20 protein-coding genes and 1 tRNA gene are annotated in these 19971 nt (G+C 68.9%); 11 read left to right on the plus strand and 10 right to left on the minus strand.

What is annotated here, in order from left to right:
• Positions 1 to 59 precede the first annotated feature (59 nt).
• The 7 genes from H9L21_RS08295 (at position 60) to H9L21_RS08325 (ending at position 5876) form a co-directional block, all read left to right on the plus strand.
• Complete coding sequence (locus H9L21_RS08295) at positions 60 to 944, plus strand: AAA family ATPase (protein WP_222865743.1); 885 nt, start codon at positions 60 to 62, stop codon at positions 942 to 944.
• Entirely contained in the window at positions 941 to 2335 is a 1395-nt protein-coding gene (locus tag H9L21_RS08300) for a vWA domain-containing protein (protein WP_154594919.1), read from the plus strand. Before H9L21_RS08295 ends, H9L21_RS08300 begins: the two co-directional genes overlap by 4 nt.
• Positions 2336 to 2348: 13 nt before the next feature.
• Entirely contained in the window at positions 2349 to 2804 is a 456-nt protein-coding gene (locus H9L21_RS08305; protein ID WP_154594918.1) for a hypothetical protein, read from the plus strand.
• Positions 2801 to 3301, plus strand: coding sequence for a macro domain-containing protein (locus tag H9L21_RS08310; protein WP_187411367.1), 501 nt, complete (start codon positions 2801 to 2803; stop codon positions 3299 to 3301). Before H9L21_RS08305 ends, H9L21_RS08310 begins: the two co-directional genes overlap by 4 nt.
• Before the next feature lie 21 nt (positions 3302 to 3322).
• Positions 3323 to 3856 (plus strand): metallophosphoesterase family protein, encoded by a 534-nt coding sequence (locus tag H9L21_RS08315; RefSeq protein ID WP_154594916.1) that lies wholly within the window; start codon positions 3323 to 3325, stop codon positions 3854 to 3856.
• Positions 3857 to 3866: 10 nt separating this feature from the next.
• The gene (locus tag H9L21_RS08320; RefSeq protein WP_154594915.1) at positions 3867 to 4865 is read left to right on the plus strand and encodes an epimerase; all 999 of its coding nucleotides are present in this window, start codon (positions 3867 to 3869) and stop codon (positions 4863 to 4865) included.
• Positions 4866 to 5243: 378 nt separating this feature from the next.
• The gene (locus H9L21_RS08325) at positions 5244 to 5876 is read left to right on the plus strand and encodes a C40 family peptidase (RefSeq protein WP_154594914.1); all 633 of its coding nucleotides are present in this window, start codon (positions 5244 to 5246) and stop codon (positions 5874 to 5876) included.
• 92 nt (positions 5877 to 5968) lie between these two features.
• Here the strand turns inward: H9L21_RS08325 and H9L21_RS08330 are convergent, their stop codons facing one another.
• From H9L21_RS08330 to H9L21_RS08350, 5 genes are all read right to left on the minus strand, one after another.
• A complete protein-coding gene (locus H9L21_RS08330) occupies positions 5969 to 6676 on the minus strand; it encodes an ABC transporter ATP-binding protein (RefSeq protein ID WP_154594913.1) in 708 nt (235 codons plus the stop codon).
• Positions 6673 to 7452, minus strand: coding sequence for an ABC transporter ATP-binding protein (locus H9L21_RS08335; protein ID WP_154594912.1), 780 nt, complete (start codon positions 7450 to 7452; stop codon positions 6673 to 6675). Before H9L21_RS08335 ends, H9L21_RS08330 begins: the two co-directional genes overlap by 4 nt.
• Positions 7452 to 8489 (minus strand): branched-chain amino acid ABC transporter permease, encoded by a 1038-nt coding sequence (locus H9L21_RS08340; RefSeq protein WP_154594911.1) that lies wholly within the window; start codon positions 8487 to 8489, stop codon positions 7452 to 7454. The genes H9L21_RS08335 and H9L21_RS08340 overlap by 1 nt, the downstream gene beginning before the upstream one ends.
• Positions 8486 to 9352, minus strand: coding sequence for a branched-chain amino acid ABC transporter permease (locus H9L21_RS08345; RefSeq protein WP_154594910.1), 867 nt, complete (start codon positions 9350 to 9352; stop codon positions 8486 to 8488). Before H9L21_RS08345 ends, H9L21_RS08340 begins: the two co-directional genes overlap by 4 nt.
• 85 nt (positions 9353 to 9437) lie before the next feature.
• Positions 9438 to 10628, minus strand: a complete 1191-nt coding sequence (locus tag H9L21_RS08350) for an ABC transporter substrate-binding protein (RefSeq protein ID WP_154594909.1) — start codon at positions 10626 to 10628, stop codon at positions 9438 to 9440.
• A gap of 210 nt (positions 10629 to 10838) precedes the next feature.
• Between H9L21_RS08350 and H9L21_RS08355 the strand changes: the two genes are divergently transcribed.
• Together H9L21_RS08355 and H9L21_RS08360 are read left to right on the plus strand one after the other, a co-directional pair.
• Positions 10839 to 11012, plus strand: a complete 174-nt coding sequence (locus tag H9L21_RS08355) for a hypothetical protein (protein ID WP_154594908.1) — start codon at positions 10839 to 10841, stop codon at positions 11010 to 11012.
• Between the two features lie 75 nt (positions 11013 to 11087).
• A complete protein-coding gene (locus H9L21_RS08360) occupies positions 11088 to 11831 on the plus strand; it encodes a hypothetical protein (protein WP_154594907.1) in 744 nt (247 codons plus the stop codon).
• 17 nt (positions 11832 to 11848) lie between these two features.
• On the opposite strand, the gene H9L21_RS08365 is transcribed toward H9L21_RS08360, so the two are convergent.
• The gene (locus H9L21_RS08365; RefSeq protein ID WP_222865744.1) at positions 11849 to 13975 is read right to left on the minus strand and encodes a DEAD/DEAH box helicase; all 2127 of its coding nucleotides are present in this window, start codon (positions 13973 to 13975) and stop codon (positions 11849 to 11851) included.
• Between the two features lie 498 nt (positions 13976 to 14473).
• Between H9L21_RS08365 and H9L21_RS08370 the strand changes: the two genes are divergently transcribed.
• Positions 14474 to 14764 carry a hypothetical protein gene (locus tag H9L21_RS08370; RefSeq protein WP_222865745.1) on the plus strand — a complete coding sequence of 97 codons (291 nt, stop codon included), beginning with the start codon at positions 14474 to 14476 and terminating at the stop codon, positions 14762 to 14764.
• Positions 14765 to 14851: 87 nt separating this feature from the next.
• Here H9L21_RS08370 and H9L21_RS08375 read toward each other — a convergent pair whose 3' ends face one another.
• Both H9L21_RS08375 and H9L21_RS08380 read right to left on the minus strand, forming a co-directional pair.
• Positions 14852 to 15304 (minus strand): nitroreductase/quinone reductase family protein, encoded by a 453-nt coding sequence (locus H9L21_RS08375; RefSeq protein WP_154594905.1) that lies wholly within the window; start codon positions 15302 to 15304, stop codon positions 14852 to 14854.
• Positions 15305 to 15814: 510 nt separating this feature from the next.
• Positions 15815 to 16885, minus strand: a complete 1071-nt coding sequence (locus H9L21_RS08380; protein ID WP_154594904.1) for a helix-turn-helix transcriptional regulator — start codon at positions 16883 to 16885, stop codon at positions 15815 to 15817.
• A gap of 140 nt (positions 16886 to 17025) precedes the next feature.
• On the opposite strand from H9L21_RS08380, the gene H9L21_RS08385 reads away from it, so the two are divergent.
• Positions 17026 to 17247, plus strand: coding sequence for a hypothetical protein (locus H9L21_RS08385; RefSeq protein WP_187411368.1), 222 nt, complete (start codon positions 17026 to 17028; stop codon positions 17245 to 17247).
• Positions 17248 to 18208: 961 nt separating this feature from the next.
• Here the strand turns inward: H9L21_RS08385 and H9L21_RS08390 are convergent.
• Both H9L21_RS08390 and H9L21_RS08395 read right to left on the minus strand, forming a co-directional pair.
• Positions 18209 to 18294 (minus strand) — tRNA-Leu (locus H9L21_RS08390).
• A 410-nt stretch (positions 18295 to 18704) separates the two neighbouring features.
• Positions 18705 to 19967: a DUF445 domain-containing protein gene (locus tag H9L21_RS08395; RefSeq protein WP_154594902.1), complete on the minus strand. Its 1263-nt coding sequence runs from the start codon at positions 19965 to 19967 to the stop codon at positions 18705 to 18707.
• Positions 19968 to 19971: the final 4 nt, after the last annotated feature.

Genomic DNA, 19971 nt, shown 5'->3' on the forward strand with positions numbered 1-19971 from the left:
CTGTGATCTACGCCTCACCCGAGTCATCGCCGCCATACTGTCAGCGTAGACTTGAATCCATGTTCAACAAGGGCACGATGCCGTTCACGTCGGTCGCCGACGTCAAGGCCCGCCTCGCCACGGCCGGGTATCTCGCGTCGGACGCCGTCGCCACGACGGTGTTCCTCGCCAGCGAGCTGGGCAAGCCGCTGCTCGTCGAGGGCCCCGCCGGGGTCGGCAAGACCGAGCTCTCGCGGGCCATCGCCCAGGCGTGCAGCGCCGAGCTGGTGCGCCTGCAGTGCTACGAGGGCGTCGACGAGTCCCGCGCGATCTACGAGTGGAACCACGCCAAGCAGCTGCTGCGGATCTCGGCCGGCCAGGACGAGACGTGGAGCGAGGCGAAGTCGGACATCTTCTCCGAGGAGTTCCTGCTCCCCCGCCCGCTGCTGTCGGCGATCCGCAACGACGGCCCCACCGTGCTGCTGATCGACGAGACCGACAAGGCCGACGTCGAGATCGAGGGCCTGCTGCTCGAGGTGCTCGGCGACTTCCAGATCACGATCCCCGAGCTGGGCACGGTGACGGCGACCCAACGGCCCTTCGTCGTGCTGACCTCGAACGCGACGCGCGAGCTGTCCGAGGCGCTGCGCCGCCGCTGCCTGTTCCTGCACATCGAGTTCCCCGACGCCGAGCTCGAGCGCGACATCGTCGCCATGAAGGTGCCCGACCTCGACCAGGCACTGGTCGACTCGGTGATCCGTGTGGTCAACGCGCTGCGTGCCATGCCGCTGCGCAAGGCCCCCTCGGTGTCCGAGACGCTCGACTGGGCCCGCACCCTCGTGGCGCTGGGCGCCGACGCGCTCACCTCCGAGGTCGTCTCCGAGAGCCTCGGTGTCGTGCTGAAGCACCAGGACGACATCGACAAGGCGCGCACGAAGCTGGATCTGGACGCCGTCCTGTCATGAGCGCCCAGGTCGCGACCCGGCTGGTCGAGTTCGTCGAGGCGCTGCGCAACAAGGGCGTCAACGCCGGTCCGAGCGAGACGATCGACGCCGCGGACGTGATGCGCGTCCTGGGTCTCGACGACCGTGAGCTGCTGCGCGAGGGCCTGGCCGCGGCGCTCGTGCGCCGCGGCGGCCAGCGCGACGTGTTCGACCAGACCTTCGACCTGTTCTTCCCGGTCGGCGTCGGCCGCCCCGAGGCCGCCCGCGACGCCGGCGAGGACATGGACGTCGAGCAGATCCGCGAGCTGCTGCTCATGGCGCTGATGGACCGCGACCCGCGCACGCTGGCCCAGATCGCCGAGATCGCGGTGGACGTGCTGGGCGAGGTGGGACAGCCCGGCAGCGAGACCGCCGGCTGGTCCGCCTACCAGACCATCGACCGACTCCAGCCCCAGACGCTGATCGCCGCGGCCCTGGCCATGCGCCCCGGCGGCGGCAGCGGCCAGGGCGGCCAGGGACTGGGCACCCAGTTCACCGACCGGCTGGCCCGCGACGAGGTGCGCCAGGGCGTCGAGGCGTTCCGCGAGATGGTCCAGGCCGAGGCCCGCCGCCGGTCGGCCGAGCTGCGTGGTCGTGAGCTCGTGGCCCGGCACGCCGTGCGGTCGTCGCGTGAGCACGTCGACTTCCTCAGCGCCAACCGCCAGCAGCTGGAGGAGCTGCGCCGGTCGGTGAAGCCGCTCGCCCGCGTGCTGGCGACCCGCCTCTCGGCCCGCCGCCGACGCCGGCGCCGCGGCAAGATCGACATGCGGCGCACCCTGCGACGCGCCATGGGCACCGGCGGCGTGCCGATGCGGCCCGTCTACGAGAAGCCGCGACCGAACCGCCCCGAGCTCGTCCTGCTGTGCGACGTCTCGGGGTCCGTGGCCGGGTTCTCCAACTTCACGATGCTGCTCACCCAGGCCCTCAGCGCCCAGTTCAGCAAGGTGCGGGTCTTCGCCTTCGTCAACGCGATGGCCGAGGTCACCGACATCGTGCGCGACGGCGCCGTCTCCGGCGGCGCGGACATCGAGACGCGCATTCGTGCCGAGGCCCGGATCACGAAGTGGCACACCAGCAGCGACTACGGCGAGGCGCTGCTGGACTTCCGCGAGTTCTTCCTCGACGCGGTCGGACCCCGGACCGCCGTGCTGATCCTCGGCGACGCCCGCAACAACAACCAGAACCCGCGGTTCGACGCGCTCCACGAGATCGCGATGCGGTCCCGGCGGACGTACTGGCTCAACCCCGAGCACCACACCCGGTGGGGCCTGGGCGACTCCGAGGCGCTGGCGTACGCCGAGGTCGTGCCGATGTACGAGTGCGCCAACGTCGATCAGCTGACCCACTTCGTGACACGATTGCTGCCTGTCTGAGCGAAGGAGCGCGATGCGCACCCTGATCCGTCTCGCGGTGGTGGCCGCAGTCGCCCTCGTCCTGGCCGCCTGCGGCGGCTCCGAGGAGGCGCCCGACGCTCCGACGACGCCCACGATCACGCCCGCCCCCTCGCGTGGCGTGCCCGCGGGCGTCAAGGAGAGCATCGACACCCCCGCCGGGGTCGTCGTGGGCGAGGGCGGCCAGATCCACGTGGTCACGTACGGCAGCAGCTCCAACCCCGCGGTCGTCCGGGACGTCAGCGCCGAGGGCCAGACCGTCACGGTCGACGTCGGCGCCGTCCCGGGCCGCGCCGCCACCATGGACTACGTCCCCACCACGTCGACGTTCCCGGTGCCCGAGGGCGTGGACACCGGCGAGCCCATCGTCTTCCGGCTCGGCGAGTTCGGTGCGGTGACGATCAAGTCCTTTGCTCCCGGCGCCCAGGCCTGGATCACGAGGCCCGAGTGAGCACCACGATCAGCGCCGTCCAGGCCGACATCACGACCCTCGAGGTCGATGCCATCGTCAACGCCGCGAACAACGCGATGCGCGGCGGCGGCGGCGTCGACGGGGCGATCCATGCGGCCGGCGGTCCCGCCGTCCTGGCCGACTGCATCGCTCGGTTCCCCGACGGGCTGGCCACGGGCGACGCGGGCTGGACGACCGCCGGCGACCTCCCGGCCCGATGGATCATCCACACGGTCGGACCGAACCGCCACGCGGGCCAGACGGACCCCGATCTGCTCGAGTCCTGCTATCGCCGGTCCCTCGAGGTCGCCGACGAGCTCGGTGCGCGCGAGGTGGCGTTCCCGCTGATCGGGGCCGGCGTCTACGGCTGGTCGAAGGCCGAATCCGTGGCTGCCGCCGTCCGTGCGGTCCACGGCACAGCGACCTCGGTCGAGCGCGTGCTGCTCGTGGGCTACGACGCGGCGGCCCGCGCCGAGATCGAGTCGGCGCTGCGCTGACGGGCGCGGTTGACTGTCCCCATGGCGTCTCGGCTGCTGATCCTCGCGGACACCCATCTGCCCAAGCGGGCGAAAGACCTCCCGGAGCAGGTGTGGGACGAGGTGGACGCCGCTGACGTGGTGATCCACGCCGGCGACTGGGTGTCGGTCGATCACCTGAACGACCTCGAGCAGCGCTCGCGACGCCTCGTCGCGGTGTACGGGAACAACGACCACGGCGAGCTGCGCGAGCGGCTGCCGCTGGTCGCCCGCGCCGAGATCGACGGCGTCCGGTTCGCCGTCGTGCACGAGACGGGCCCGGCGAAGGGCCGCGAGGACCGGTGCAGCGCCGAGTACGGCGACGTCGACGTCCTCGTGTTCGGGCACAGCCACATCCCGTGGGACACGACGGCCGAGAGCGGCCTGCGGCTGCTGAACCCCGGCTCCCCCACCGACCGCCGCCGTCAGCCGTTCTGCACCTACCTGACGGCGATTGCCGACGCGGGTGCCCTGCGGGACGTGACGCTGCACCGACTCCCGCCCCGAACCCCGGCGCCAAGATCTGGCTCCCGCTAGGGTCCGGCACATGACTGAGCGTCCGAGGGCCGTCGTCGCGGGGTGGAACGGATTCATCGGACACCGGCTGGTCGACGACCTCCGGTCACGGGACTACGAGGTCGTACGAGTCGGCCGCGCGGGACCGGACGCGACCTGGTCGGACCCCTCCTCCCTCCGTCGCGCGGTCGACGGAGCCGACCTCGTCGTCAACCTGGCGGGCAAGAGCGTCGGCTGCCGGTACACCGACGCCAACCGCGACGAGATCCTGCGGTCCCGCGTGGCGACCACGCGTCAGCTGCGTGAGGCCATCGAGCAGGCGGGCCACCCGCCACGGCTCTGGATGAACGCCAGCACGGCGACGATCTACCGCTACGCCCTGGACCGTCCGCAGACCGAGTCCGACGGCGAGTTGGGCTCCGGCTTCTCGGTGGACGTGGCGCGGGCGTGGGAGGACGAGTTCTTCGCCGGCGACCTGCCGGGCACCCGCCGCGTCGCCCTGCGGATGGCGATCGTGCTCGGCGGGCCGGCGTCCGACCTGCTGGCCCGCGTGGCGCGGCTCGGACTGGGCGGCCCGCAGTACGACGGGTGGTGGCGCCAGCACCGCCGCTACCGCGGGATCGGCGACCGTCCCTCCGGCGGTCCCGTTCCGATCCACCACTCGCGCGGTCGCCAGAAGTTCTCGTGGATCCACATCGACGACGTGCTCGCCGCCACGCGGTACATCGATGAGCACCCCGGGATCGACGGCCCGGTCAACCTCTCGTCGCCCCGGCCCAGCGACAACCGCACCCTCATGGCCGAGTTGCGCCGGGTCGTGCGGATGCCACTCGGCCTGCCCGCCCCCCGCTGGATGCTCGAACCCGCCCTGTGGGTGCTGCGCAACGAGTCGGAGCTGTTGCTCAAGAGCCGCTGGGTGCTGCCCGAGCGGCTCGAAGCGGCAGGTTTCGACTTCGCCTGGCCCGAGCTGGGACCTGCACTGGACGATGCGGTGCGAAGCCGGAGAAGTCAGCCCGCACGGGCCGTGTAGCCCGCCATCGCAGGCCTTTCGGGGCGTCACGACCGCGTGGATCCCGTGAGATATCTCACGAGGAGGGATTTCTCCGGTTAACGGATATTCACTGGAACCGCAGTGCGATCGTCGCCTCGAGCCGGACGGCTCCCTACACCGTGGGTTCGTGATCGCCTGAATTTCCGACGTAGATTCGCTGTGGCCACAAGGGGCCAGGCCGTGAACACGCTGAACTCGCCGAGGTTCACGGGACCAGTCAAGACGAACACAATCGGCGAGCCGGGGAAACCAGCATTCCGTCGCGACAGCGCGACTTGGGGCTAACCACCACGCGTGGGGCACACCTTCACTGCCAGCCCGACAGGTCTCTCTCCGTAGGCGTTGAAGGAGACTCCCATGCGACACGTCGCACGAATCCTTGCTGCCACGATGGCGGCTTCCGTCCTCGGCGTCGTTGCTCCCGCAACCGCCCATGCCTCGGGCAGCACGACGCCCACCACGACCAGCACGACCAGCACGACCGCCGCTCCCGCACCGACTGCAGCGCAGTTGGCAGCGAAGAAGAAGGCCGCCGAGAAGAAGAAGCGTGCGGCCATCGCGAAGAAGAAGCGCCTGCTGAAGAAGAAGCGGGCGATCATCGCCAAGAAGAAGGCGCTCGCGAAGAAGCGTGCCGCCGCCGCGCGCGGCAAGAAGATCGTCCGCCACGCCGCGAAGTACAAGGGCACGCCCTACCGCTGGGGCGGCACCAGCCCCCGCGGCTTCGACTGCTCCGGGTACGTCCAGTACGTGGTGAAGAAGGCGATCAAGAAGAAGCTCCCCCGCGTTGCGGGTGCCCAGATGAAGAAGGGCAAGAAGGTCTCCAAGAGCAACAAGAAGAAGGGCGACCTGATCGGCTTCTACAGCGGCTCGCGCGTCTACCACATCGGGATCTACGCCGGTGACGGCAAGATCTGGCACTCGCCCCGTCCGGGCAAGTCGGTCAAGAAGGAGAAGATCTGGACCAGCAAGTACAAGGTCCGTCGTCTCTGATCTGACGCATTCGTCGCCGAGGGCGAGCCACCGTCACGGTGGCTCGCCCTTGGTGTCTCTTCGAGTGCTGATGCCTGCTCGTCTGACCGCGGTCAGACGCCGAGGTAGGCCCGCTGCACCCGCGCGTCGTTCTGGAGCTCCTTGGCGCTTCCCGACAGCACGACCCGGCCCTCGGCCAGGACGTAGCCGGAGGTGGCGATCTGCAGGGCCGAGTTGGCGTTCTGCTCCGCGAGCAGCACGCCGATGCCCTCGTTGTTGATCTCGACGATCGTCTCGAAGACCTGCTGGGTGATCAGGGGCGCCAGTCCCATCGACGGCTCGTCGAGGATCAGCATCGACGGGTCCGACATCAACGAGCGGCCGATCGCGACCATCTGCTGCTGGCCGCCCGACAACGACCCGGCCGCCTGCTTGCGCTTCTCACGCAGGACCGGGAACAGGTCGTACGACCGCTCCAACAGCGTCTTGACCCGGGACTTGTCGCCGCGCCGGACGTAGGCGCCCAGCATGAGGTTCTTCTCGACCGACATCCGCGGGAACAGGTGGCGTCCCTCGGGGCAGTGCGCGAGGCCCTTCTTGACGATCGCCGCCGGGCTGCTGCGCGTGATGTCCTCCCCGTTGAACTCGACCGAGCCGCTGTTCGGCCGGAGCACGCCGCTCATCGCCTTGAACAGCGTCGACTTCCCGGACCCGTTCGCACCGAGGATGACCGTCAGCTCGCCGTCGTTGGCGGTGATGTCGATCCCGTGGAGGACGTCGACAGCCTCGTAGCTCGCGTTCAATCCGCTGATCTTGATCATGATCGCGCTCCTGCTTGGTCGTTGTTGGCGCCGAGATAGGCCTCGATGACGAGCGGGTCCTTCTTGATCTGCTCGGGCGACCCGGTCGCGATGCGCTGCCCGTGGTCGAGCACGACGATCTGGTCGGCCAGGTTCATGACCATCGACATCTTGTGCTCGACGAGACACACGGTGATGCCACGCGACACCATCTGGCGGATGAGGTCGCCGAAGGCCTCGGTCTCCTCGTCGTTGGTGCCCGCTGCCGGCTCGTCCAGCAGCAGCAATCGGGGCTCCGTGGCCAGGGCGAGTGCCATCGACACGCGCTTCTGCGCCTCCTGGGGGAGCTTCGACGCCACCTCGTCACACAGGTGCGCCGCCCCGACGAACTCGAGCTCCTCCATCGCCTTGGCCCGACTGGCGCGCTCGTCGCGCCGGTGCCGAGGCGTGTGGAAGACCGCGTCGAGCGCATTGGACTTCGAGCGGACGACGCAGCCGGCCAGCACGTTGTCGAGCACCGTGGAGTCCTCGAACAGCTGCGTCGTCTGGAACGTCCGGGCGATGCCTTCGCGCACCGTGCGGTGCGGCTTCATGCCGGTGATGTCCTTACCTTCGAACGTCACCGTGCCGGAGGTCGGCGTGTAGAACCCCGCCAGGAGGTTGAACAGCGTCGACTTGCCCGCACCGTTCGGACCGATGATCGCCGTGATCTGACCTTCCGGGACATCGATGTCCACGTCCTTGACCGCAGCAATGCCGCCGAACGTCTTGCCGAGACCGCGTACCTGCAGAAGCATCAGTGCACCTCGTCCTTCGTGGTGGAGCCGGCCGGCACGGTGGCGGGCTCGGTGGCCGGCTCGCCGGGCATCGTGGTGGCGCGGCGTTTGAAGCGCGCGGGGACCAGGTCGTTGAGGTACCCGATCATCCCGCGCGGGGCGAAGATGACCAGCAGCACGATGATCGGTCCCAGCACGATGAAGCGATAGGTCTCCAGGTCCTGCAGCATCTCGAACAAGAACGCGACCAGGAGGCTGCCCAGCAGCGGCCCCATGACCGTGCCGAGGCCGCCGATGAGCAGGAACAGCAACATCTCGAACGTGCGGTCGATGCCCGCCGAGTCCGGGCCGATGAAGCCGTTCAACGAGGCGAACAGGCCGCCGGCGAGTCCGGCGATGGTGGCCGACGCGGTGAAGGCCAGCTGCTTGCTGACGGCGACGTTCACGCCGATGGACTTCGCCAGGTCCTCCGAGGTGCGGATGGCCACGAGCGACCGTCCCGCGTTGGAGTGCAGCAGCGCGTGGGTCGTGTACGCGGCGGCGGCCAGGAAGATCAGGACGAAGTAGTACATCGTCGCCGGCTCCGTGAAGTCGATCGGTCCGATGTTCTCGGGGAACTTCACCCCGCTGACGCCCGAGTGCGCGTGCGTCAGCGACTCCCACCGCACGATGACGATGAAGATGAGGAACCCCAGCGCCATCGTGAAGATCGCGAAGTAGGCACCCTGCGTCCGCAGTGCGATGAGCCCCGAGACGTAGCCCAGCACCGTGGTGGCGAGAATCGCGACGAGGAAAGCCGACCAGAACGGCCAGTCACGGTCGGTCGTCAGCAGGCCCACCGTGTAGGCGCCCACGCCGAAGAAGGCACCGTGGGCCAGGGACAGCTGCCCCGTGAGGCCCAGGATGATGTTCAGTCCGTAGGCCGCGATGGCGTAGATGGCGGCCGTCGTCACGACGCGCAGCAGGTACTGCTGCTCGCTGAAGACGACCGGTGCGAGGAGCAGGGCGATCGCGACGAGGGCGACGCCGAGCAGGCGGGGGTTGAGTCGGTCGATCATCGCTGTGCCACCGTTCCGAAGATGCCCGTGGGCTTGATCGCCAGGACGGCGATGAGGATGACGAAGATCGCCGCCTCCCCCGCCGCGACGGAGATGTAGGTCGAGGCCATGACCTCGGCGATGGCGATCGAGAAGCCACCGACGATCGCTCCGGGCAATGAGCCCAGGCCGCCGAGGATGATGATGGCGAACACGGTCAGGCCGAGGGCGTCGCCCATGCCGGGCGAGAGCAGGTTGATCGGGGCGACCAGACCGGCCGCGATGGCGACCAGCGCCAACGAGACCGCGAACGTCACCATCGAGACCATGCTCGGGTTGATGCCCACGAGCGCGGCGCCCGTGCGGTCCTGCTCGATCGCCTCGATGGCCTGCCCGTGCGGCGAGCGCTTGAGGAACCAGGTCAGGAGCAGCAGCACGACGACCGCCGTGACGATGATGATGATGCGCTGCCACGAGACCTGGGCGCCCAGGACGCTCACCTGGCCGCCGACCGGCGACTGCATCCGCAGGAATCCGGTGCCCCAGACCTCCTGGACGAGAGCGACGAGGAAGAACATCACGCCCACCGTCGCGATCATGTGATGGGTGTGTGGCGCATTCCGCAAGGGGTGGAACACGAGTCGCTCGAGCACGACGCCGAGGAAGGCCAGGACCGCTGCGGCGGCCAGGATCGCCACGACATAGGGCATGCCGGCGTCGGTGAGGAAGAAGTACGTGAGGTAGGCGCCGAGCATGTACAGCGCGCCGTGCGCCAGGTTCGGGAAGCCCAGGACGCCGAACACGAGCGTCAGCCCGATGGCGGCGAGACAGTAGATCCCGCCCAGGGCCAGGCCGTTGGCCAACTGCTGGATGAAGAGGGTCATCAGTCACCTTCTGATGGGAGGTCGATGGATCAGGGCGTGGCGGGGCCCCGGCCGCCCGGAGGACGGACGGTGGGGCCCCGCTGGCTCACTCCTGCGGCTGCTCGATCGCGAAGGGCTCGTACTCGCCGTCCGCGTTGCGGTAGGCGGCCTGGAGGCCGTCCGCCTGCAGGTGGCCCTTCGCGCTGACCTTGTTCGGCACGAAGAAGACACCCTCGACCGACTTGACGGCCTCACCCATCGCCTCACGGATGGCCTTCGGGTCGTCGGTCGTACCAGCGATCTTCATGGCCTCGATGAAGATGGGCAGCGCCTGGTAGTTCAGCGCGATGTCGGCGTTGACCGGCTTCTCGGAGGAGTACTTCTCCTTGTAGTCGGCGATGAACTTCTCGGTGCCCTCGAACAGCGGCAGCGGCATGATGCCGACCGAGTTGTTGAGGTTCTTCGGGTCGGTGAACTCCTCGAGCTCCTCGAACTTCGCCTGGTCGATGATCAGGAAGGCGCCCTTGAAGCCCTGCTTGCGCGCCTCCTCGATGAGCAGCGCCGTGGGCTGCGAGGGGCCGCCGACGAGGATCACGTCGGGCTTGCCCGCGAGCGTCTTGGCCACCGGGCCGGCGAAGTCCGAGACGGTGCCGTAGTCGATGTTGTTCTTCGGCAGGACCTCGCCGCCGGAGGCCTCCCACTTCTCGATCGTCGTCTTGGTCCACTCCTGGCCGAACTCGCTGGCCGTGGCCATCAGGCCGAGCTTGGCGTTCTCCTTGGTCTTGACCTTGTCGATGAACGGCTGGACGTAACTGTCGAAGCTCGGGGGGATCATGACCGTGAGGTCGTTCCCGCTCTCGAGGATCGCCGGGTCGGACGAGTAGGCGCCCACGAGGAACTCGGTGCGGCCGGAGTTCAGCTCCTGCGCGGCCTTGATGCCGCCGGCGTGCGGAACGAAGACGACCGAGGCGCCTTCCTTCTCGACGAGGCGCTGGACGTTCGTTCCGGTCGTGCCGGGCTGGTACTGGTCGTCGAGGGACTCGAGCTTGACGGTGTACTTCTTGCCGTCGATCTCGACGCCTTCCTCGTTGACCTCGTCGATGGCCATCTTCAGGCCGTTCTGGACGTTCACGCCGTACTCGGCGGCACCTCCACTGAGTCCGGCCGAGTACCCGATGACGATCGTGCCGTCACCGGAGTCGCTCGAGCCGCCGCACGCGGCGACGGCCGCGAGCATGCCGACGCTGGCGACCGCGGCCGCGGTCCTGAACGTGCGCTGTGACAATCGATGAGTCATTCCAGTCCCCCCATGTGATCTGCTTCATACTGAACGTGAACTCAACTTAAGTGCCCGGCGGGACTCCGTCAATCCGAGAGTGATCCACGACACAGATTTTTTCCGCCATGGGCCCCCGCAGAATCTGGTAGCTCCATTCCGGCTCGTAGGCGAAGTGAGCCACAGTCCGGGAAGGACCGACCAGCGAGCGAACGACCGGACACCACCACGGTGCGCGGCGCCCGCGTCCACCACCTCGAGGACGTCGACGTCACGGTGGCCGTGGACCTCGGCCCCGGAGGAGGCGTGAACGGCGGGCGGATCGTCGCCACCGGCACCGCCGAGCAGGTCGCAGAGAACCCCGACAGCGTCACCGGCCGATACCTCCGAGCGGCGATGTCTTGACCCCAGGCTTCACGACGCGCCATGCTCGCGCATCACCGACCACTCGTTCGGTGCACGAGACAGGATGTCGAGCCCATGACGACACGAGCACTGCGCATCGGCGGACGGGCCGCCCTCGCGGCCGGCCTTCTCGCGGCGGCGGCCGCGGTGACGGTGGCCGTCATCGGGATCCTCGCGTCGGCAGGCAAGGTGACCCACCCCGTGGACCTCGCCTGGGGCCCGTTCTACCTCGAGCACCGGGTGTCGCTGCCCGTCGCGTGGGGCGCGGACGTCTGCCAGTCGGCCGATGTCGGGGACCAGACTTCTCCGAGCGAGTGCCTGAGGTTCTTCGTCCATGACGCGGACGGGTCAGGTGCGCGTGGGCCGGTGCGCGAGCAGGACGCGGATGTCCGCCCTGAATCGGCGACCCTGACGGGAGCGGTGGAACTCACCTCCGCGGGTCGGCCGAGTGCCTTCGTCGCGACGTCGGCGGTGCGCGACGCGATCGGTCTGGCGGTCGTCAGTGCCGCGCTCCTCGTGCTGTGGCGCCTGCTCGCGGGCGCGGCCGGGCCTGTGGCCGAGCGCCGCACCGCACCGCTCGTACGGGCCCTCGGCTGCCTGTTGATCGCCGGGAGCCTCGTCGACGCGGCGCTGGGACTGTTCATCGCCACCCAGCTCCGGTACTCGTACGAGGCCTTCGGACCCGGACCGCTGCTGTCACCGGCCGACGGCCGCGGGTTCGACCTCGGCCAGCTCGCTCTCGGCGGATTGGTCCTGCTCATCGGCGAGCTGTTCCGCCGCGATGCCACCGCCGAGGCCGACGACCGACTGACCGTGTGAAGGCCGACCCGCCAGGGTCAGGACCTCGCAGCCAACGCGTCGGTGAGCATCGAGACGAGGGTCTCGAGCTGGATGTCCGCCGACTCGACGATCTCCTCGTCGGAGCCGTCGAGCGCACGGGCGGCGAGACCGGCCTTGCTGTCGATGAGCTCGACGATCCGGTTCTCGATCGTGCGCGAGGCGATGATCCGCCACGCCGTCACCGGCTCCTCCTGACCGATGCGGTGGACCCGGTCGATGGCCTGGGTCTGTTCCGCGTCGGTCCAGGACAGCTCGGCCAGCACCATGTCGGAGGCGACCTGCAGGTTGACGCCCACGCCGGCCGCAGACAGCGAGCAGACCACGACGGAGACGTCGGGATCGTTGACGAAGGCGTCGATGTTCTTCTGCCGCGCCGACGGCGTCTGGTTGCCGCGGATCGACGAGTACCGGATGCCCCGCTTCTCGAAGGTCTGCTCGGCGACGTCCATGACGTCGACGTGCTTGGCGAAGAAGACGACCTTGCCGACGCTGTGGGCCAGTTGAGCGGCGTAGTCGGCCGCGAGGCCCGCCTTCGCCTGGCCGATGCGCCGCATCATGGCGAAGACGTTCTCCTCCGTCTTCGCGGACTCCTCACGCTCCCACGCCGCGATCCGGCGCACGAGGTCGTGGTCGATGCCCTCGACCGGCACACCGGGCGCACGGGTCTCGAGCGCCGCCTCGTAACGGGCGACCAGCCGCTGCTGGAGCTCGCGCTCGGCCGCGTGGATCGAGCGTCCCGCCTCGTCGTCGAGCTCGACCCGCAGGTCGGCGATGCGGCGGGCGGGGATGTCGGCGGCCACGTCGACCTTGCGCCGGCGCACGATGCCCATGTCGATGACGCGGGCGCGGGCGGCCGAGAAGAACCCGGGGTCGATCGGGGTCAGGCCCGTGTCCTCGAGCGCCTGGAGCAGCTCGGCGCGCGGCTTCTTCTCGTCGATCCACCCCAGGTACTGCCAGATGGCCCGGAAGTCCTCGATCTCGTTGATCAACGGGGTGCCGGTCAACGCCATCAGCAGCGGCCGGGAGGTGCGGGAACGGATGCGCTCGGACAGCTGCAGGACGTGCTGGGAGCGCTGGGACGACTTGTTCTTGATGAAGTGCGCCTCGTCGAGGACCATCCCACGGAAGCCCAGGTCGCCGAGCCAGCCGACGTGCCGGTCGAGCACCTCGTAGTTGACGATGACGATGTCGGCGAATCCGTCGATCGTGTGGCCGTCGCCCTGGATCACGGTGGCCTTGTGCTTCGGGGTCCACATGTTCGCCTCACGCGCCCAGTTGGACTTGACGACGTTCGGGACCACGACCAGCAGCGGATAGGCGTCCGCGGCCTGCGCCGCCAGGAGGGCCTGGGCGGTCTTGCCCAGGCCGGGCTCGTCGGCCAGCAGGAAGGTCCGGTGCCCCTCCGCGGCGGCTGCCACCAGTTGCGCCTGGTGGCGCATCAGCTCTTTACCCTCGGGAAGGGGCACGGAGATCGGCTCGGGCAGGGCCATGCACGCCGGGGAGCTGCTGGACGCCCGCTCGAACGACGACAGCAGCGGTCCGATGAGCTCCCAGTTGGCCAGCCGCCGCCCCTGGGGCTTGCGGGTCTCGGCGGTCTCGAACTGCGGAGCGAGGAACGGGTCGGCCAACCGGCGCGAGATGACCGACTGGGGAACCACCTGACGCGTGGGAGCCGCGGGCGTGGGGTCCTCGTCGACCTCCGCCTCGGGCTCGGCCGGGGACTCGAGGCCCGCGGCGATCAGCATGTCGCGCTTGAGGGCCTTGGAGGCGTCGGACACCTCGGCGTCCTCGGCGAGCAGGGACAGCAAGGAGGTGTCGCGGGTGGCGGTCTTCGCCAGAATGGTGCCGATGCCGTCGAGTCGCTTGAGCTGCTCGGCCCGTTGGGACTCGCTCATCGAGGCCGTCTTGACCCGCGTGCGCTCCTCGCGCGCCAGCAACGCGACGGTCTGGAACTTCGTCCGAACCGTCGGGGTCGCCCGGCCGCGCTGGACGCCCGCCTCGACGTCGCGCACGGCGCGCGCGAGCACCGGGATGATGCCCTCGTTGTCCGTGGCGCGCCCACCCCGCTGGTTCCGCGGGCGTGCCCCGGTGGAGCTTCCCTGACTGCGGCCTCGTCTGGCCAAACTCGTCTCCTCTGACTGGCGCTCTGTCCGTACCGAGACGGCAGCGCACTCGGACCCTGCAAGGCCCGGGCTCGCCGACTTCGCCGACGACGAACGCGTGGCCGCCCTGCGGGCAGCCGCGGACCTGGTGACCAGATGAGGACCGACGACGCGATCCGCGGTCGGCCGACACTCACTGGTGTTCTTTTCCGTCCCCATTCCAGCGCAGTTCTGCTGCGAGCGCGTGGAGACGACGTCCTGACACTCAGAGTTTACCCCGACGAGGGCGCACGGATCGCACAGGACACGAGCGGTCTCGTCCATGGCATGACAGCGTCATCGCGTTCGTCCCGTCGATCACGCTCGGATGCAGGATCGACGACGAGATCCGGCGGATCCAGGAGCGCGGGGATGCGGGGCCCCGAGGCACAGGTGTCGACTGAGTGGCTCGCCGATGGGTACCCCTCAGTCCCAGCTTCGGCGCACGGGGGCGCCGCGGCGCAATGCAGAGGAGTGGTCATGGCTTCAACGAGGAAGACCCAGGGCAACGGTGGTGTCCAGATGACGGACGACAGCCTGCGCGTACGGCAGCTCACGCACTACCAGTTCAGCTGGACCGCGGGCGAGGGTGGCGGGTCCGGTGTCTGGACGCTGCAGCTCGTGCTCGACCAAGGCGCGTGGGAAGAGGTGCTCACGGTCAGCGCCGAGGACGCCGACGCCCTGCAGGACATCCTGACGAACACGAGCAAGGTGTTCTACGACATCGACCGCCGCGTGCTCATGTTCGGGGTCACCAAGACGGGCGACTGACCCGCCCCAGCAACACCATTCGCAACGAGGAGTGCGGCGGCATCGCATGTTCGCGGTGCCGCCCTGCCCCTACCGCCTCCGGCACGATCAGCTGACACGTGACCCGCCCACGGCCCCGTCACGGTCGAGGTCCACGCGGATCGTCAGCAGACTCGTCCCCAGGGCGCGAACGGCTGCGCTGTTCCCGCGGGGAAGGGCGCGCAGTCGTGCCTGAGGATCGTCGTCCGGCAGCACGTGCGCGATGCCGGTGTGCCACCGTCCCCGCATCAGCAGCCGAACCCTCGGCTCGGCCACCAGGTTCTTGACGTACTGCGAACGCAGACCGTGCTCGGAGACCAACCAGAACGAGTCGCCCACCAGTCGCCCACCCACCGGATTGCGGCGGGGCTGTCCGGACGTGCGACCCGTGGTCTCGAGCAGGACGGGTGCTCCTGGGATCCGGCCGGCGATCCGCCTCACGACCGGGTTCGCCACGTACCGCTGGAACACGTTGACGACTGCCTGCTTGCGCCGCTGGCCTGGTACCGACTTCTCGGTCATCGACCGACCTCCACCCTCGTGTTCCGGAACCGTGCCTGCGACCTTGGCGGGCGTCGAGCGCCCGGCGACGCGCGTCGGGTCAGTTTGTCAGAACCGGAGGGCCAACCGGCGACGACCGCGGCGGCCACGAGGAAGTCCGTCGGCTCGACGCCGCCGTTCGGGGTGTAGTCGAGCAGGCCCGTCAGACTGCCGCCCCGGCGACGTGGCCCCGCACATCCCGGGACGACGAGTTCATGCCGTGGCGTGATGATCGTCGCGCCGGCCGGAGGCCACCACGCGACTCTGGGCCTGAGCGACAACACTGAGCCCACGCCACAAAGACAAAACCCCCTCACCGGCGAGAGTGAGAGGGTCTTGCATGTCCGAGGCTACATGCCCGGTCTCGAAGCTCTCGCGGCGGCCGTGACGCCCGGGGCCTGTCTCGGTACTCGTCCGCGACAGGGACGCGGCCGGGGACGTTCCCCCGACCATCTGGGTCGTCTCCACCGTCGACGGGCCCGGAGGTGTGGCTCAGCGCTCCAACGCCGCCCGAAGCTGCGCTCGGGAGGTGATCCCCACCTTCAAGAACACCTTGTTCAGGTGGTACTCGACGGTCCGGGAACTGATGAAGAGCTGCTTCCCGATGGCGGGGTTGGAGTACCCCTCGATGGCGAGCGCGACGACTTGGGACTCACGCTCGGTGAGCGCGCCGAGCGTCTTCGGCGTTCGACGGCGAGCCTGCTCACCCGATGCGCGCAACTCGAGCCAGGCTCGCTTCGCGAACGCGGTGGCACCGGCCGCGTCGAACACCTCGAGCGCTTGTCGCAACGGTGTCCGCGAATCCACCCGCCGCGTCTGCCGACGCAACCATTCCCCGTACAGCAAGTGAGTCCGGGCGAGGTCCAGGCTCATGCCGGACAGCTCCAGCTGCCGCACGGACTCACGGAAGTGCTCCTCCGTCGAGTGGTCCTCGGCGAGGAGGGCCAGACAGCGCTGCTCGATCCCGAGGGCCCAGGCCGATCCGGTCGCGCGGCCGATGGAGCGGATCAGCGCGATCGCCGTCGCTGCCTGCTCGGGGTGGCCGAGCCGCACCGCCGCCTCGACCACCTGGGGCGCGGCCCACGACGAGACGAACGGCTCGTCGGCGTCGAGTGCCCGCTGCGCGTCGCGCAGCGCCGGCTCGTACTGGCCCGAGGCGATGTGGACGAGGGACCGGCCGAGGTCCACGAGGGGCGTCGCGCCCACATCGTCACAGTCCGGGTGGTCACCGCCGGATCCCTGCCAGCTCCGGAGCAGGGTCGGCGTCAACGCGGGCGCAGCCGCGCCGATCCGGTGGGCGAGGTGTGCCGACTCCTCCGTTGCGGCCTCCGCACCGTCCATCTCTCCCCGCCACAGGCGCAGGCAGGCCAGCAGGTCGAGCGCTCGTGGCAGGCCCGCCAACGCACCGGTCTGCCGAGCATGGTCGACAGCTCGCCGGGCGAGCGTCACCCACGCCTTCTCGTCCAGCAGGTCCATGGCGATCCGGGTCGCAAACGGGTGCGCGGCTGATTCATCGGCGCACCACGCGTCGATCGCGCGAGCGAGGGTGACGCGATCGGGCACCGCACCGCTCCCCCACCGAGACGACACGAAACGTGACAAGAAGTTACACCTGTTAAACACTGGGATTCCCCCGGAAGTCCAATCGCGTCCGGCCGACTCCCGGTTGTGCTCATACTTGCGCTATGAGTCAGCAATTGGTCATGGTTCTCGCAATCGCGGTGATGGTCGCCGTCTTCGTCTGGTGGCTGGTGATCTTGCTCGAGGCGCTCCGAGTGCCTCGGGAACGCTGGGAGGTGGCCGGCCAGAGCCAGTTGATCTACGTCCTTCTGATGGTCTTCCTGGGAATCGTCGGGTCGATCGCGTACGTCGCTGTGGCACGGCCACGTCTGCGGGCGGCATCCGTGCCCGCCGCAGGCGTGTGACGGTCGGGGCAACACGAGGGCGTGTGACGGCCGCGGCAACACGAGGGCGACACTGATGCACGAGACTGCCAGGCGAACTTGCGGTTGTAGCGGGTGTGGCGCGAGTCGTGGAAGCGGAACGGCGCGATGCCGGACTCTTTCAGATCGAGACTGAAGGGCTGCCACACGCGCTCGTAGAAGTCGTGGATGGCGAGTCCAGTCGGGGACGTGAACACGATGTCGTCCGCGAGGCGGCCCTCCACGAGGGGTCGTAGGAGCTCGACCAGCGCCGGGGCGATGGTGATGGCGCGGCGTGACTTCGGGGTCTTGGGGTTGCCGAGGTGATTGCCCGCGAATGGCGTGCTTGGGTCGCAGGCCGTGGTAGTTCGCCTTGGTCTTGATGGACCGGTCCCAGCTGATCAGCCAGGCCTTGATGTCCTTCTCTGTGATCGCGTCGATGCGTCGGTTGAAGGATCCGCGTACCGCGGATCTCGGTGCGCGCCAAGACCTTCACCTGCGACAGGTAGCGCTTGCGCTGCCCCGGCGACGGGTCGACAATCTGTCGCACGTACTCCTCGGCCACCTCGGCGAAGTACGGCGGTGGCACGTAGTGGTCGTCGCGCGAGCGGACGAACCCCTGCCCTTGACCCAGCCGTCGGGCCAGTTGCCACCCGCGGCCTCGACCGCCTTCTTGAAGCCTCCGGCGCGAGCGAGGTTCTGCGCGTCGGTGCCGGCGCTGAAGGTTTCGTCTTGGCGGACGCCGGTGCGGCCTCCGCCCATTCGCCATTCGACGCGCACCGAGAGTCCGCCATCGGTTCTGCGTCGCTCCTGAATCCATGCCATGTCGGGCGCTCCTCTGACCCTCGTTAGGTGTCATCGGTGCGCCCTGCGAGGGCCCATGTGCCGCCATGGTGCCGCCATGACCGCAAATGCAAAGTGGCCCCTGCTGCGTTTCCGCAGATCAGGGGCCACTTCGCAGGTGTGTCCGAGGGGGGACTTGAACCCCCATGCCCCTAACAGGGCACTAGCACCTCAAGCTAGCGCGTCTACCAATTCCGCCACCCGGACGAGGTGTTTGTGGTGCAGCACTGAACTCTAGCAAACGCCTTCACGGCCCATGCAGAAGGCCCCGGGTAAGTATGAGTTACCCGGGGCCTTCGCATCGAGAACGCGTGATGAATGCTCTCGGATCCGGTCGCCCGGGCGGATCTCCTCGACACCTGCACCACCAGGAGTCTGCGTCCGGCGCGAGCCGTCTGCGTGAGGTGAATCGGGCTTCCTTCTCGCTCTTCTGGGGAGAAGTGCGTGAGACCTGTCTACGCCTCATGTGACAGCGAACACAAGGGGTTTCGCGCATCATTGCAGGGAAATTCTCGCGTCCACAGGTTCTCCACACCGGACACACGCTTGCGTCCACACACTGTCCACAGCGGTTGTCCACAGCTGTGGATCCAGCACGGTGTGGATTCAGCAGGGCATCACCAGAGTTGCGAGACCGCGTGGATCACCAGGCCGGCCAGACCGCCGACCACCGTGCCGTTGATCCGGATGAACTGCAGGTCCCGCCCGACGTGCAGCTCGATCCGGTCGGAGGTCTCCTTGCCGTCCCACCGCTCGACCGTCGCGGAGATGACCGTCGCGATCTCGCCGCCGTAGTGCTCGACCACGTAGGCCGCCGCATCGCCGGCCCACCCGTCGACCTTCGCCGCGAGGACCGGGTCGGACTTCAGCCGCTCCCCCAGGCCCTCGATCTCCTCGACGATCCGCCGGCGCAGAACGCCGTCCCGGTCGCCCAGCGCCTCGAGCAGACCCCGGCGGAAGGAGTCCCAGAGCCGGACCGTCGTCACCGCGGCCTTCGGCTGGGTCAGCAGCCGCTGCTTCAACCGCTCGGCGCGCTCCATCGTGTCGGCGTCGTGCTGCAGGTCGTGCGCCAGCTCGACCAGCCAGTGGTCCAGCGCGACCCGCGCGTCGTGCCGGGGGTCGTCGCGGATGTCCTCGACCCACGTGAGCACCTCGCGGAACAAGCGGTCCGCGATCATCGTGTTCGCCCAGCGAGGCGCCCACTCCGGCGCCCGCGCGATGATCAGGTCCGTGATGCGGTCCGGGTGGGCCGCGAGCCAACCGTGCAACTCGTCCAGGCCCAGGTCCACCAGGCCGGCGTGCGCCCCCTCGTCGAGGATCTCGGTCAACAGCTGGCCGACGGCAGGGCTGAGCGGCTCCTGCATCATCCGCGGGATGATCAGCTCGGTGATGACCGCCTGGACGTCCTCCTCCTTGACCCGGCCGAGCAGGTCCGAGGTGACGCGGGCGCCCTCGTCGACGATCCGGTGCACGCGCCCCGGGGCAGCGACCCAGGCCCCGACCCGCTCGGCAGGTCCGGCCGCCGCGATGCGGTCGCGGATCACGTCCTCGCGCAGGAAGTTCTCGGACACGAAGTCCTGCAGGCTCGCGGCCAGCTGGTCCTTCTTCTTCGGGATCAGCGCCGTGTGCGGGATCGGCAGACCCATCGGATGCCGGAACAACGCCGTGACCGCGAACCAGTCCGCGATCGCGCCCACCATCGCCGCCTCCGCCGTAGCGTTGACGTACCCCCAGGCGCCGCCGTGGCCGTGTGTCAACGCGAAGACGATCGCGGCGACCACCAACAGCGAGGTGGCCAGGGCGCGCATTCGGCGCAGAGCGGTTCGCCGTGCCTCGTCGTCACCCGACAGGGGCAGCACCGGGCTCATCACTTCGGTCATGGCG

This window comes from Aeromicrobium senzhongii (genome assembly GCF_014334735.1).
Taxonomy (GTDB): Bacteria; Actinomycetota; Actinomycetes; order Propionibacteriales; family Nocardioidaceae; genus Aeromicrobium; species Aeromicrobium senzhongii.